This is a genomic window from Microcoleus sp. POL10_C6 (assembly GCF_036701585.1).
Taxonomy (GTDB): domain Bacteria; phylum Cyanobacteriota; class Cyanobacteriia; order Cyanobacteriales; family Microcoleaceae; genus Microcoleus.
This window is the reverse complement of record NZ_JAUBRB010000019.1, coordinates 33,522-48,078: the sequence shown is the minus strand read 5'-3', so window position 1 is coordinate 48,078 and position 14,557 is coordinate 33,522. Positions and strand designations below refer to the sequence as shown.

Here is a 14,557-nt window from a genome sequence, read left to right as displayed (position 1 = left end):
ATTTCAAAACAGCGTGTAAATAAATGGAGCAATCACAGAACCCTGACTCAATACAATCAAAGCTCCCAAAAAGACTAAAGTCACAATGAGCGGCAACAGCCAATACTTTTGGCGTTCTTTCATAAACGCCCACAAATCTTTGAGAAAATCTAAAGTTGCTTCAAACACTTAAAAAGGACGCTCCATACTAACTTTTGTTCTTGCTTTACTTGGGACGCGGTAAGTATCCATTTTCGGATTGAGTTTTCGCCGCATGGCATCTTCGCCGAAAAAGTTTTTGAGCACTCCCATCGGCCAAACTATCAGGTAAAAAACTATCCCTAGGACGATCGGCGTTTCGATTTTGTTAAGAATAAGTCCAAAGCGCATCCACGCGTGATAAACGGGATTCAGCGATTTTGGTGCCACCAATGCTAGCAGCACTAGCACTCCGCAGATTGCCCAAGGCCACCAAGGTAGAGAATGCCGCCGCAGTAAAGGTACTGCTAAACCGAACAGCACTCCAATCAAGCCGCCAATTAGCAGCCCGAAATCGCGCAAGCCTTTTTTGTCGAGTTTTTTAATTTCGTCGCTCATGGGGAAGAAGGAAGAAGGAAGAGGGAAGAAGGAAGAGGGAAGAGGGAAGAGGGAAGAAGGAAGAATGACAATTGCCCACTAACAACTCACAACTGCCCACTGCCAACTGACTAATAATTAATCTAGTTCAAATTCATTTTTCCAAGCATCATCTTGTTTCCAAGGAATTTGTTCGGACTTGGGAAGCAAGTAATTTTCCAAAACCAGATAGTCCATTTCGGTTCGCATGAAACAGCGGTAAGCATCCTCTGGAGTGCAAACAATGGGTTCGCCTCGAACGTTGAAAGAAGTATTTACCACAATAGAACAGCCCGATCGCTTTTCAAAATGGCTGATTAAGTCATAGTAGCGAGGATTCGTTTCTTTGTGAACAGTTTGAATGCGAGCCGAGTAATCGACGTGGGTGACAGCCGGAATCTCGGAACGGGGAATGTTGAGCTTTTCAATGCCAAACAACTGCTCTTGTTCGGGAGTCATCGGAATGCGGAGACTGGATTTGACAGGTGCTACCAATAGCATATAAGGACTAGAATGGTCAATCTCGAAATAATCCGCAACTCGTTCGGCTAAGATTGACGGAGCAAAAGGTCGAAAAGATTCCCGATATTTAATTTTCAGGTTCATCACGGACTGCATTTTAGCACTGCGGGGATCGCCAATGATCGATCGACCGCCCAGAGCCCGCGGCCCAAATTCCATCCGCCCCTGGAACCATCCCACCACATTTCCCTGTTCCAAAATCTCCGCCAACTGTGGCATTAATTCGGCATCATCCAATCGGTGATAGCTGGCTTTGACAGCATCCAAATATTCGAGAATTTCTGCGTCAGTAAACCTCGGCCCCAAATATGAGCCGCGCATTTGATCGTGACAAGTTAAATGAGCAACCGACTTCGCCACAGTTGCCACCGCTGGGTTTGCAGTGAGAACTTCAGTCCTCTCCTCAACCGCTACGTTTGTCGTGATCAGTTCAGTTTTGAGGGATTCTATACTATTTGCTGTCGAGTTCGCGCTCACAGTGCGAGTTTGTTCGCAATACTGATACCAAATCGCCAAAGCCGCGCCCAAAGCACCGCCAGCATCTCCGGCTGCCGGCTGAATCCAAATATCTTTGAAAATACCTTCCCGCAAGAGTCTGCCGTTAGCAACACAGTTGAGAGCAACGCCGCCGGCAAGACAAAGATAATCGACATCCAATTCTTTTTTAACTGTTCTGCACAGCCGCAAAACAACTTCTTCGGTAACAACTTGAATGGAAGCTGCAATGTCCATTTCTCGCTGAGTCAATTTTCCTTCAGCTTGACGCGGCGGCCCTTCAAATAGTTCGTCAAACTTCTTGTTTGTCATGGTTAAGCCAACTGTATAGTTGAAATAATCCATGTTCAAACGAAAAGTTCCGTCATCTTTGAGGTCGATTAAATAGTTGAGAATTTTGTCTACATACTTGGGTTCGCCGTAAGGAGCTAAACCCATGAGTTTGTATTCACCAGAGTTGACTTTGAAGCCGGTGTAATAGGTGAAAGCTGAATAAAGCAAACCCAAGGAGTGGGGAAAATCGATTTCCCACTGAGGTGTCAGTTGGTTCCCGTCTCCCAACCAAACCGAGGTTGTGGCCCACTCGCCCACGCCGTCGAGGCACAAAACGGCTGCTTTTTCAAAGGGGCTGGGAAAAAATGCCGATGCTGCGTGGGATTGGTGGTGTTCGGTAAATAGCAGAGATGGCAGTTTATTCGTTTTGCAGTTTGCTATTGCTGCCAGATCTCTTTTGAGCATGGTTTTGAGGTAAAGCTTTTCTTTGAGCCATATCGGCATGGCTGCTAGGAAAGAGCGAAAACCTTGGGGTGCGTAGGCTAAATAGGTTTCGAGAAGGCGCTCGAATTTGACTAAAGGTTTGTCGTAAAAGACTATTCGATCGACTTCCCGCAAATCTATGTTCGCTTCTTTCAAGCAATAAGCGATCGCATTCTTAGGGAATCTGGCGTCATGCTTTTTGCGGGAAAATCTTTCTTCCTGCGCTGCTGCTATAATTTCTCCGTCGCGAATTAAGGCTGCGGCGCTGTCGTGATAGTACGCCGAGATTCCAAGTATGTTCATCGCTCTCCTCACAAATCGCAATGCGTTTGCTTTTGACTATTTAGAATAGCTAACGATTATAGCTGCATAAGTGCTGATTGGGAATTGAATTTTGCGATCGCCTCTAATTTTACCTGGATTGATGTCGGTGGGCAGCCCTCGGACGATCGGCTGTTGGACAGCATTTAAGCTAGCGCCGGCTTATCCTGCGACCCCAAGCTCTGAAGTAAGTGACCACCGGGAATTGATAAAATTCACCTACCAACCACAGCACAATGCCTAAATGCGACAAAAAAGCTAAGCCTGTCCAAGCTAGGGGCAGCCACGACAAGCGGCTGCCGGGAACCGGGGGAAAATAGTAAGCTGAAAGTCCCAGCAAAGTAGTGGGAAGGAAAATTAGACCCAGAGCCGCTGCCCAGTAGGGCCATCCGAATTCTACGCCTTCGAGGTGGGCTCCTATCCACTGTTTGCCGTTCCAGTGCCAAGTTACGGGCGGTTGGCGATCTGCCATTTGGAGCGATTGTCTTTCAACGCTTGCGGTATAAATGTGCTGGCAGAAGTTGCAAGCTAGGGCGTCCATCATCGGCATGGTATAAATTTGACCGGTGCGGCACACGGGACAGGGATATGTATCTTGAGGGTTGAAAGGTCGGGTTGATTTTTTGAAAAGCTGCATAGATCAGGCTGTTTGTCAAGATATTGAGCGATCTTAACAAAGTACAAAGATTATGGGTTGGCTGAGGGTGGTTTTTGTATCTAGATTGTTGGTGATTTAACAGGTTTTTTCACGCTTACTCGCCCCTACAGGTTAATGCGGGTTGATATTAGACTTATCCAATAATTATTATTATTGTGGAACAGGCAGGATGCCTGTTCAAGACTGGCTTTTCTGGAGATGTCTATTGAATGATTCGGATTAATTGCGGTGATTGTTGCTGTAGCGAATTCTGGCTCCTGCCCAGTGAAGTTTTTCCCTCAAAGTGTTGAAATAAGAATAGTTTTCCCGCAAAATGATAAACTGGGCTTCGCAGTCTGCCCTCCGCACGTCTACGCGGTGTCCTGGCCAAATTGCAGTACCCAAAATGCCGTCTGTCCAGAGTTTGGTACTGAGTTCGTAATCTGCTAAAGGCCAAATGCTGACGACTGAACCGGGCGGGAGGACGATCGCCCGACTGGATAAACTCAAAGGGCAAATCGGAGTAACCGCGATCGCCTCCATTCCCGAGTGCATAATCGGCCCGTTGGCAGATGCGGTGTAGCAAGTCGAACCGGTGGGAGTTGCCACAATTAAACCGTCGCCTTGATACTGATCGACTACTTCGCCGTCAACTTCCATTTCTAGAATACAGCTCGGCATTCGATCGGCTGAAGCAGGTTTGACACACATTTCATTTAGTGCCAAAAATCGATCGCTTTGGGGTTCGAGATTGCTTCTGTTTCCCTCAAAAACTGTTGCCTGCAACATCATCCGCTTCTGCACAGCATACCTATCTTCCGAAAGTCTGTCCCAAATCTCCTCAGTATTTTGGAAATCCTCAAAAGACTCGGTTAAAAAACCCAGATGTCCCCCCACATTCGCTGCCAAAATCGGGATGCCGTCAGCCGCCAAATTCCGCGCGGCAGCTAGGGCCGTACCGTCACCCCCCAGCACTACCGCTAAATCAATTGGGCTGTTACTAGAAGCTAAAAACACCGGATACGGGTTATCTTTCGGGCCACTTGGCCCCATTAAAACCTGACACCCGCGACTTTCTAATTGGCGGGCACATTGTTCTGCCCACCGCTGGCTAAGGGTATCTCTGGCTTTGTGGGCGATAATTACTTGTTTTAGTTGCACAACCTATCGATTTTAGATTTTGGATTTTGGATTGTTAGATTTTAGAGTGACCTCACAACCTATCGATTTTAGATTTGGGATTTTGGATTGTTAGATTTTAGAGTGAGCTCACAATCTATGGATTTTTGATTGTTAGATTTTAGGCTGAGTGAAATATCTTAAAATGTTCGATCGCACAAATTGGTTTTGGGCATCAGGTTAGATTTTAAACTATTTTTGAGTATTGCGAGGCAGAGCCTGTGGATCTGCGTTACCAGGATCTGCCTGGTAAAAAGAAAGCCGGGAATAAAAAATATTATGACTGCATTTCCACATCTTCCTTCTTCCGACTTCCATCGGACTGACATCCGTTATATCCGCTACATCCGTTACAGAATCGGTTGCCGAACTTCCTTCACCCCTCGCTGCGGCTGGATTTGGGCCGTGGCCAGATAATGCTGGAATCGGCCGCGAGTAAGCGAGAAACGGCGATCGCCCCAAAGCGGTTGAGGTGGCTGGGGTCAACAAAATAGTCATTGCGGCCCGGCCACCGCTGCGACAAGTCGCGGAAAGCGAAGCCTTTTTGCCGCGAGAGTTGCTGCATTCTCTGCCGGAACTGCTGTTCTGCCCGCAGGCGAGTTCCGTCTAAGTAGTCGTCGGTGAGGGGCAAATTGACGAAAATTAGGGGAATTTTGCGAGCTTTGGTAAATGCTACAACTGAGTTAAAGGCTGCTGCTTGTTTGCCTCCGAGGTTAAAGTTTTCGTAGTCGCGATCGTACTGACCTGAAACGTAAGCGCGTTCTCGATAATAAGTGTTGGGGTTGTAAGTGCCCGACATCGCCATGAATCCGTTGGAGTCGATCGAATCTGCCAATTGGTTGAGTTGTCTGAGGGCTACTGTTGTGCGTCGCGAGACTGGAATCAATTGTGTTTTTTGAGTTGCTGCATCCGCTGCGATCGGTTGTACCTCATATCTTGCAGCATTTGAGGCAACGGGCAAAATGCCCGTTCTTCCACTGGAGAGGAATTTGATTGGGGGGTGGGTGTCTTGCCCGCCTGTAGCATTTGAGGCAACGGGCAAGATGCCCGTTCCACTGGACTGTCGATCAATAGAGGTAAATGCTTTGCGGAAATTGTTGTTAGCGCAGGGTTGCGGGAATCTGTAACACATCGGAATCTCGTTGGGTTCCTCCAACTCCAGTTGGGGGCGAATGCCTGCTGCTAAAAGTTGGCTGCCTTCAGAATCGACGATCGAATTAAAAGTGCGATCGTCCCGGCCGCTGTTAAATGCCCGCACACCATCAGCCCAGACAATCATTTGAGGCAAATGACCGGGCTTCAAAAGCCGCCGTAGTTGAAAGTCAACGACTTGTGCAGTTGCGCCATTGACTGAAAAGTTAAATACTTTTAAGCCCGGACGGCCCCTTTGGGCCAAAGATTGTTTTAGCTGTCTGGGATCGACGCCCTGCAATGCGCGGGAACTGCCGACAATCAAAACATCTGGTGGGCCGACCGCAGCAACGTAGGATAGGTAAAGTTGTAGTTGTTCGTTGAGCAAATCGCTGCTGAAGCTGACTGTACTGGCTTGCGATCTGGTTGCGCTCGCTTGCTGCTGGGAATAAACCAGGTTTCTCATGTACTCGATTACTTTTTTCTCCGCAAACGCCCGTCTGGGACTGCCGGGGGGAACGGCTTGCATCCAGGCGACGGCCTGCACCCACAGGGCAGCTACTTCGTCCCAGTCTTGTTTTGAATTGGCTGATTGAGCCAAATTAGAAGCTTGGGTGGCAAAGTTAACTGACTCCGTGAAGGCATCGTTTTGCGGGCAAGAGGGAAGGCTGAGGGATTTTCTGGTTTTGTTGGGGTTTTGAGCTAACAGAGACGTTGGGGACTGCGCTAGGACGGCGGATTCGTCGATCGAACCCGATGGCGCTGCGGTGTTGAGTGGCTTCGTTGACGAACATCCCAAAGTTACGGCTAATACAGCGGCTGCGGCGCAGGTACGTTTGAGGATGCTGGTGCTGATGCTAGCAATGTAGCGGCGAATCATAAAGCTTTCAGCGATCGCGAAACATTACTAGATATTACCGCAAGCCGCGATTCCTCTGCTGCGACGATCGTGACGTTTTGAGTATTTATGTATGGGATTCGATGACGGCTTCGGCTTGCAGGGCGATCGACCTCAATTTATCCAATGTATCCTGGTTCGCACTCTCCCACAACCCCCGCTGACGAGCTTCTAGCAATCTCTCCGCCATATCTCGCAGTGCCCAAGGATTGTTTTCTTGAATAAATGTCTGCACTTTCTCATCAAAAATGTAAGCCTCTGCGATTCCTTCATACATAAAATCCTCTACACAATTTGCCGTAGCATCGTAAGCAAACAAAAAATCAACTGTTGCTGCAATTTCAAAAGCACCTTTGTAACCGTGGCGCATCGCACCTTCTATCCATTTGGGATTCACAGCCCTACTGCGATAAACCCGCGCAATTTCTTCTGTGAGTTGTCGCACTTTTGGATTTTCAGGAATTGAATTGTCTCCGAAATAGGTTTCAGGATTTTTGCCTTGCAAATTGCGAATTGCAGCCGTCATTCCGCCTTGGAATTGATAATAATCATCGGAGTCGAGGATGTCGTGTTCGCGGTTGTCTTGGTTTTGCAGAACTATTTGCATTTGGCCGAGGCGTTTTTCAAATGCTTCGGGTGCAGAACCTCCCCATTCACTCTGTTTAACTCCTGCTACATCTCCCGGCAAATTTGAGGAACTAGAGGAGGTATAGGCGTAACTGCTCCAATTAATGTAAGCTTTTGCTAAATCGCTGTCGTCTGTCCAGTTTTGAGCTTCAATGATGCCTTGAAGTCCTGCGCCGTAAGCACCCGGTTTTGAGCCAAAGACTCGAAATTGCGATCGCCCTTGCGCCTCTTCCTGACTCAAACCTGTAGATTCCCAATACAAAATCTCTTCCTTAACTTGTGCGGCTAAAGGGTTGTCTTCTGCCGATTCGTCTAAATCTGCCACAGCTTTTACCGCACTGTCAAACAAATCAATTAAATTAAAAAAAGCATCGCGGAAAAAGCCAGAAATTCGCAAAGTAACATCAACTCGCGGCCGCCCCAAAACAGAAATTGGCAAGATTTCAAAATCTACAACCCGGCGCGAAGGGCCATCCCAAACTGGTTGAACTCCTATCAGCGCCAAGGCTTCGGCGATGTCGTCTCCCCCCGTCCGCATCGTGGATGTTCCCCACACTGACAAACCCAAAGTTTTCGGATATTCGCCGTTTTCTTGGGTGTATCTTTCGATTAAAGTTTCAGCAGCAACTCTGCCAACTCTCCAGGCGGTTTCTGTGGGAATGGCGCGGATATCTACTGAGTAAAAATTGCGACCGGTGGGCAATACATCTGGTCGGCCGCGAGTGGGCGCGCCGGATGCGCCGCTTGGTATGTGCCGCCCATCTAGTCCGCGCAAAAGGTTGGTAATTTCTTGGTTTGTTTGGAGGAGTGAAGGTAAAAGATAGTTATTTATCCAGTCTAATTCTTGTTGGGTTGCTTCTCCTGTTTGGACTTTTTTAACCGCAGATGAACGCGAATTAACGCGGATGTTTTCGATTAAGTTATCTACTAATTCAGCGGCTTTTTCTTCGAGTTCTGCTGTTAAATCGCCTGCTGTGCGGTGCTGAATTATCGACGTTGGATCGCAGGTTAAGGGGTCGAAATCGTAGCCTGAGTCTTCTGCTAGGGCGCGGGTTATGCCCGATCGCCCGTTGGTGGGATGGCGGGCGATCGCAATTATCAAATCTCTCAACTGTCTACCTTCGGGACACTGCCCGAAAATGTGCAATCCGTCGCGAATTTGGGATTCTTTGAGTTCGCAAAGATAGCCGTCTGTTCGGGTGATAAATTCTGTAAATTCCGATTTATTTAGTTGTATTCCTAAGTCTTTATCTAAGTTTTCTTTGTTGGTGAGGGCGAGAATGCGATCGCGAATCATTGGCAATCTGGACGGATCTAAACTTTGGGCTTCGCAATACTCGTCGATTAAGGTCTCCAACTGCTGCAAAGGCCCGTAGAGTTCGGCGCGAGTCATCGGCGGTGTCAGGTGGTCGATAATCACAGCTTGCGATCGTCTTTTTGCTTGGGAACCTTCCCCCGGATCGTTGACAATGAAGGGATAAAAATTCGGGATAGCGCCTAACGCTACTTCTGGATAACATTTGTTAGACAATGCTATACTTTTACCCGGAAGCCATTCTAAATTGCCGTGTTTTCCGGCATGAATTATAGCGTCAATTCCAAATTTTTCTCGCAGCCAATAATAGTAAGCTAAATAATTATGAGTGGGTTCTAAGTCTGGGGCATGATAATTTAAGGCGGGGTCAAGTTCATATCCCCGCGATGGTTGAATTCCTACAAATACATTACCGAACTGAATACCCGGAATCGGAAAAGACGTATTGTTACTTATAAAGTCTTGTGCATAGCTTCCCGGAATCCCCCATCTTTTACAAATCCCATCTTGCACTTCCTGCGGCAAAGTAGCAAAATATTCTTCATATTCTGCCAAATCCAATGATTGATGAACAGGCCGCAATTCGCGTCCTTCCGGGTCATTTGTCACCCCAGAAGTTAACAGTTCAATTAACTCGTTGCCGCTAGCGGGGATGTTTTCAATTTGATAGCCAGCTTGCTGCATAGCTTTGAGGATTTCGACACAGCTAGCGGGCGTATCTAAGCCGACGCCGTTGGCTAAGCGGGCGTTGCGAGTGGGGTAATTTGCGAGAATTATGGCAATGCGTCTGTTAGTGGCTGGGGTTTGTTTCATCTTCACCCAATTAGCGGTTAAATCTGCTACAAATGAAATGCGATCGCCCGCTGCTACATAGCCTACTACATCTGTTTCTAATTCGCTGTTCCAAGTCTGTACCGCTTTAAAAGAAACAGCCCTAGTAATGATTTTTCCGTCTACTTCCGGCAATGCTACATTCATCGCCACATCGCGGGGCGAAAGTCCCTGAAGTTCCGTTTCCCACTGTTCCAAACCGCCACCGCTGAAGATTGCTTGCAATACTGGAACGTCTAAGGATTTTAAGCTGTTTTGTGCCGGTTCTTGACTGCTGAAACCGGAGACTGCAAAACTTGTAGTGTTTAGCAATAATTGAATTGGTTCTGATTCTTTGGGTTGGAAATATTCCAGCAATTCTATTTGCAAATCTGGTTCCCGCAGAGAAGACACAAAGACGGGAACTGGTACTAAGTTTCGCTCTGCTAGAGCTTGACAAAGTGCATCAATTGGTGCTAAGTTTCCTGATAAATAATGAGCGCGATAAAATAAAATTCCGACTTTAGATGTAGTTGGTAAACCCGGAGATCCCCCCCAGCCCCCCTTAATAAGGGGGGAGGAAGAAGTTGTCAAAGTCCCGCTTGTTAAGGGGGATTTAGGGGGATCTGAATCTGGTTGTAAAGTTGCAAAACACGCCCCCGCTTCTCCGCCCCATTCGTAAATTCCGACGCGGGAAACTGTTTGAGGTAGGGGCGGATTATAAGCAGTTTTGAGGCAAGTATCGGCGGCAAATTTTAGTGCATTAACAAAGTTTTGGACTCCGCCTTCTGTGAAATAGCGCCACAGTTTATTGACTGCTGACAGCGATACATTGGAATGGCTGATTAAATCTGGATCGGGACTGTCTTCTCCCGGCATTACAATGAGCGAGGCGTTAGTTTTCTGCACAGTTTCCCGCAGAATTTCTAACCCGTAAGACCAATAAGAACGCCCTCCTAAAAGTCTTAATATTATGACCTCTGCGCGTTCTAAAACTTCCTCGGCATAAGTATCAATTGTTAGTTGTTGCTGCAGCTGAAGCAGGTTTACTGCGCGCACTTGGGGAAATTTTCCCGGCATTTTGGATGCGGCGGCTGCGAGTGTTTGAATGTCTGTGTCAGCAGCACTAATAAATACTATTGGTGCGGGGGTTTGCTGAATAAAAATTACTCCTTCTGCTTGAGGGTTCCAACCTCCCGGTGTGGCGGCTATTTTGTGCATTAATTTTTCCTCTATATATAACAAGTCGAACTTAAACGAAGTCTCAGAGGCACAGCCTCTCGCTTAATTATGCCACGAAAAAAGCGTTCGCAGCCTCGGAATGTAAGTCGTAGGATTTTGGAGAGGACTTGCATTCCGAGGCCGCGAACCAAATTACATAAAATATGAAAATTTTATAATGTTATAAATAAAACTCCTCCCATCATGATAGCAGCCCCTAAAAATCTTTCCTGAATATCTTTTTCCTTGAAAATGAAATGGCCGAACAGTACACCCATTAATACGCTGGTACGCTTAAGTGCTATTACTTGCACGACTAAAGTCATTGTCAAAGCTTGCATCTGAAAAATGACTCCTAAAGCATTGAAAAAGCCCGTTGCCATTAGCATCGGTAAGTACTGGATAATTTGGCGCTTGGGGTTAGAGGTTTTGTGCAGTAAAACTGGCAGCAATAGGACACTCATAGTCGTCAATAAAGCGAACACCCAAAAAATTGGGGAAGAGTTTTGCACGCCGATTTTGTCAAAATTTGTGGTAATACTCCAGAGAAAAGCTACGAGTAACATCAATTTTGACCCTGGTTGGTGCAGAAGTGCTTTGAACGGGGCTAAGTAGCCTTGAGATTTTTCTTTGATGTTTAATAGATAAGAGCCCATGACTATGAGAAAAACTCCAATACCATCAAAAAAGTTGGGATATTCGCCGACAATTAACGGTGAAGTCAGCAGCATGAATAAGGGCGTCAAAGCTACCAGTGGCACGGCGAGGGATAAATCCGACAGTTTGATGGCTTTAATGTAGAGGAGAGCAATGACTGCGTTCATGGTGCCTCCGATTAACAAAGCTATCCAAAATTGTTGGTTTAATGGAGGTATTTCTATGATAAATAGCAACGGCGTTAAAAAGGCTGCTGTAAAAAATGTTAGCGACCAAGTTACGACATATTCGTCGTTTGCTTTCAGGTTGTGCTTGCTAAAAACATCTTTTACTGCTTCAAAAAAAGCGCTCAAACTCGCCAAAATTAACCACATCATCCTAAATATGCGCTCCTGACTCGCTCGTCGTTTAGCAAATCCGCTCCAATACCTGTGAGAGTAATATTACCAGCTTCTAGCACGTAACCCCGATCGGCAATTTGCAGTGCTAAACTGGCGTTTTGTTCGACTAAAAGGATTGTAACGCCTGTGGAGCGCAGATTTTGAATAATTACAAAAATTTCTTTGACGATCGCAGGTGCTAACCCTAAACTAGGCTCGTCTAATAATAGCAGCTTCGGGCGACTCATCAGAGCACGGGCGATCGCCAGCATTTGCTGTTCCCCGCCGCTGAGGGTTCCTGCTAGCTGGCGGCGCCTTTCTGCTAGGCGCGGAAATATCTCAAATTGGCGATCTAAATCGGCTTTTACTGCCGCCGAGTCCGATCGAATATAGGCCCCCAATTCCAAGTTAGTTAACACAGTTTGCTGGGCCAAAACCCGCCGCCCTTCGGGACTGTGGGCGATTCCCAATTTCACAACTTCGTGAGCTTGGCGGCGGCTAATATCGCGCCCGCTATAAATAATTTGTCCTTGCCGCAAATTAACTATTTTAGAAATCGCTCTCAGGGTGGTACTTTTGCCCGCACCGTTGGCACCGATGAGACTGACAACCTCGCCTGCATTAATCGTGAGATTAATATTTTGTATGGCTTGAATTCCGCCATAATTTACAGAAACATTTTTGATTTCTAAGAGGATGTTTTGGTTTGTTTTAGGTGGGCTATCTTGCATTTTGTGTGACGGGATTTTTGATAACAAAACTGTCTCTTTTCCAGCAGTGAACCAGGGGTTGAAACCTGGCTCATAGCTAAATTCCTCTTAAGAGGGCTGGAAGATTCATTTAAGGCTAACTATTAATTTTACTCGTTCCCCGTCAGAGCAGGCAAACATTTACAATTTCTACGTTTCATCTCCCAAATAAGCCTCAATCACCGCCGGGTCATTTCTCACAACAGCAGGTTCTCCCAAAGCAATAAGCTGACCGAAATGCAACACGGCAATCCGATCACACAACCCCATAACTAGCGGTACATGATGCTCGATCAATATTACAGTTAAATTGAATTGCTGGCGTACTTCTCGGATAAATTCGCTTAATTTGTGCTTTTCATTGGGATTCATGCCCGCTGCCGGTTCATCTAACAAGAGTATTTGCGGTTCTAAGGCTAAAGCGCGGGCAATTTCTAAGCGCCTCTGGTCGCCGTAGGCCAAGTTTTTGGCTTGTTCGCCCGCGCGATCGCCCAATCCGACTAAATCCAACAATTCTAAGGCTTTTCGCTGGGTTTTGCGTTCCATTGCGTTAGACGCTGGCAAGCCGAAAATCCCCGCCAGCACAGATAAAACGGGATTGCCCGATCGACTGTGGATGTGTCGGGCGATCGCCACATTTTCCACAGCAGAAAGTTCCCCAAACAACCGGATATTTTGAAAAGTTCTGGCAATACCTTTATTAGCAATTTGATAAGGCTTCAATTGGGAAATATTTTCATTTTGATAAATCAGGTTGCCACTAGAAGCAGGTATCAGTCCAGTCATTAGATTAAATAGAGTTGTCTTGCCCGCGCCGTTAGGGCCGATTAATCCAAAAATTTCGTGTTTTTCAACTGTAAAAGATACGTTGTTTACAGCAATTAAACCACCAAAACGACGAGTTAATCCTTTGGCTGCTAAAACAGGATTGCTTGTTGAGAGGGTAAGGGGTTCGGAAATCATAAACACATCATAGAACGAATATAAGATATCTAATTATGCCTTAGACTGCCGAATGTTCTTAAAGTCACCCTTTTTAAGCAGTATTTAGGGCGATCGATTTCACCACAGACAAGCACAAATTTAGATCGCCTGGAGTCCTGAAACAGTTTGATGAGAATGTATACACAATTATTCAAATGGCTGAGACGGCTCATCAAACACAAGGATTTTAGCCCATGACGAAGCACTACCGACACAGATTAGTTGCCGTAATTGCCCTGTCGTTTCTATCTTTCACATCCCCTTTGCTGTTGACTCGCAATGCTGCGGCTGGAATTAAGGACGAACCCACAGCTAATCCCAAAGAGATTCCCTCCCTCACCGAGAAGTTAAAGAGTAACGATGAAATGGCACTTAATCCAGCTATTAGGCTGTTACGAAAAATAGGTGAACCAGCCATCCCTGATAGGATGGAAGCATTGCATGATCAGAATTTGTCAGTCCGCCAGAGTGCTGCTGAGGTTCTAAGACAAATTCGTCTTCCTGCTATTCCTGCCTTTGTCAAAACCTTGAAAGACTCAGATGTGTCGGTTGGTGCAGAAACTAAAATTGCTGTGCCGCAGCTAATTCTGTTGCTGAAAGACTCCGATGCAACTGTGCGTAGCCGTGCTGACTATGCTTTGGGAAGGATGGGTGCAGAAGCTAAAACTGCTGTGCCGCAGCTAATTCTGTTGCTGAAAGACTCCGATGCAAATGTGCGTAGCCGTGCAGCCAATGCTTTGGGAAGGATGGGTGCAGAAGCTAAAACTGTTGTGCCGCAGCTAATTATGTTGCTGAAAGACTCCGATGCAAAGGTGCGTAGCCGTGCAGACTATGCTTTGGCAAGGATGCGTGCAGAAGCTAAAACTGCACTGCCGCAGCTAATTTCCCTGCTTCAAGACTCAGATGCAACTGTGCGGAGTAGTGCAGCCAATGCTTTGGGAAGTTTCGGTGCAGAAGCTAAAACTGCACTGCCGCAGCTAATTGTCTTGCTGAAAGACTCCAATCCAAATGTGCGTAGTAGTACAGCCTCTGCTTTGAATAAAATCCGTGCAAAAGCTTAAACTGCACTGCCGCAGCTAATTGTCTTGCTGAAAGACTCCAATCCAAATGTGCGTAGGTAGTGCAGCCTCTGCTTTGGGGACGATTGGTGCAGAAGCTAAAACTGTTGTGTCGCAGCTAGTTCCGCTGCTGAAAGACTCCAATGCAAATGTGCGTAGGTAGTGCAGCCTCTGCTTTGGGGACGATTGGTGCAGAAGCTAAAACTGTTGTGTCGCAGCTAGT

At 46.7% G+C, this 14,557-nt stretch carries 11 protein-coding genes; 1 reads left to right on the top strand and 10 read right to left on the bottom strand.

Annotated features, from left to right (window positions below; translation table 11 throughout):
• Positions 1 to 3: 3 nt before the first annotated feature.
• The 10 genes from QUA34_RS12950 to QUA34_RS12905 form a co-directional block, all read right to left on the bottom strand.
• The gene (locus QUA34_RS12950) at positions 4 to 168 is read right to left on the bottom strand and encodes a DUF5989 family protein (protein WP_190657062.1); all 165 of its coding nucleotides are present in this window, start codon (positions 166 to 168) and stop codon (positions 4 to 6) included.
• Positions 169 to 576, bottom strand: coding sequence for an SxtJ family membrane protein (locus QUA34_RS12945; RefSeq protein WP_333328029.1), 408 nt, complete (start codon positions 574 to 576; stop codon positions 169 to 171).
• A 117-nt stretch (positions 577 to 693) separates the two neighbouring features.
• The gene (locus tag QUA34_RS12940; RefSeq protein WP_333328023.1) at positions 694 to 2,670 is read right to left on the bottom strand and encodes a carbamoyltransferase; all 1,977 of its coding nucleotides are present in this window, start codon (positions 2,668 to 2,670) and stop codon (positions 694 to 696) included.
• A gap of 169 nt (positions 2,671 to 2,839) precedes the next feature.
• Positions 2,840 to 3,325, bottom strand: a complete 486-nt coding sequence (locus tag QUA34_RS12935; RefSeq protein WP_333082017.1) for a hypothetical protein — start codon at positions 3,323 to 3,325, stop codon at positions 2,840 to 2,842.
• Positions 3,326 to 3,565: 240 nt separating this feature from the next.
• Complete coding sequence (locus QUA34_RS12930) at positions 3,566 to 4,486, bottom strand: NAD(+) kinase (RefSeq protein WP_333387041.1); 921 nt, start codon at positions 4,484 to 4,486, stop codon at positions 3,566 to 3,568.
• A 394-nt stretch (positions 4,487 to 4,880) separates the two neighbouring features.
• The gene (locus tag QUA34_RS12925; RefSeq protein WP_333387039.1) at positions 4,881 to 6,515 is read right to left on the bottom strand and encodes a hypothetical protein; all 1,635 of its coding nucleotides are present in this window, start codon (positions 6,513 to 6,515) and stop codon (positions 4,881 to 4,883) included.
• A gap of 85 nt (positions 6,516 to 6,600) precedes the next feature.
• On the bottom strand, positions 6,601 to 10,506 hold the full coding sequence (gene cobN, locus QUA34_RS12920) for a cobaltochelatase subunit CobN (RefSeq protein WP_333387037.1): 3,906 nt from the start codon (positions 10,504 to 10,506) through the stop codon (positions 6,601 to 6,603).
• 173 nt (positions 10,507 to 10,679) lie between these two features.
• Positions 10,680 to 11,540 (bottom strand): EamA family transporter, encoded by an 861-nt coding sequence (locus QUA34_RS12915; RefSeq protein WP_333387035.1) that lies wholly within the window; start codon positions 11,538 to 11,540, stop codon positions 10,680 to 10,682.
• A complete protein-coding gene (locus QUA34_RS12910) occupies positions 11,537 to 12,274 on the bottom strand; it encodes an ABC transporter ATP-binding protein (protein ID WP_333387033.1) in 738 nt (245 codons plus the stop codon). The genes QUA34_RS12915 and QUA34_RS12910 overlap by 4 nt, the downstream gene beginning before the upstream one ends.
• A 168-nt stretch (positions 12,275 to 12,442) precedes the next feature.
• Positions 12,443 to 13,255, bottom strand: coding sequence for an ABC transporter ATP-binding protein (locus QUA34_RS12905; RefSeq protein WP_333328007.1), 813 nt, complete (start codon positions 13,253 to 13,255; stop codon positions 12,443 to 12,445).
• A 215-nt stretch (positions 13,256 to 13,470) separates the two neighbouring features.
• Between QUA34_RS12905 and QUA34_RS12900 the strand changes: the two genes are divergently transcribed.
• Positions 13,471 to 14,337, top strand: coding sequence for a HEAT repeat domain-containing protein (locus QUA34_RS12900; RefSeq protein ID WP_333387032.1), 867 nt, complete (start codon positions 13,471 to 13,473; stop codon positions 14,335 to 14,337).
• The last annotated feature ends 220 nt before the right edge of the window (positions 14,338 to 14,557 follow it).

Coding starts and splice junctions, on each gene's coding strand:
- QUA34_RS12945 (WP_333328029.1), bottom strand. CDS start 576: ATGAGCGACGAAATTAAAAAACTCGACAAAAAAGGCTTGCGCGATTTC.
- QUA34_RS12940 (WP_333328023.1), bottom strand. CDS start 2,670: ATGAACATACTTGGAATCTCGGCGTACTATCACGACAGCGCCGCAGCC.
- QUA34_RS12935 (WP_333082017.1), bottom strand. CDS start 3,325: ATGCAGCTTTTCAAAAAATCAACCCGACCTTTCAACCCTCAAGATACA.
- QUA34_RS12925 (WP_333387039.1), bottom strand. CDS start 6,515: ATGATTCGCCGCTACATTGCTAGCATCAGCACCAGCATCCTCAAACGT.
- cobN (WP_333387037.1), bottom strand. CDS start 10,506: ATGCACAAAATAGCCGCCACACCGGGAGGTTGGAACCCTCAAGCAGAA.
- QUA34_RS12915 (WP_333387035.1), bottom strand. CDS start 11,540: ATGATGTGGTTAATTTTGGCGAGTTTGAGCGCTTTTTTTGAAGCAGTA.
- QUA34_RS12910 (WP_333387033.1), bottom strand. CDS start 12,274: ATGCAAGATAGCCCACCTAAAACAAACCAAAACATCCTCTTAGAAATC.
- QUA34_RS12905 (WP_333328007.1), bottom strand. CDS start 13,255: ATGATTTCCGAACCCCTTACCCTCTCAACAAGCAATCCTGTTTTAGCA.
- QUA34_RS12900 (WP_333387032.1), top strand. CDS start 13,471: ATGACGAAGCACTACCGACACAGATTAGTTGCCGTAATTGCCCTGTCG.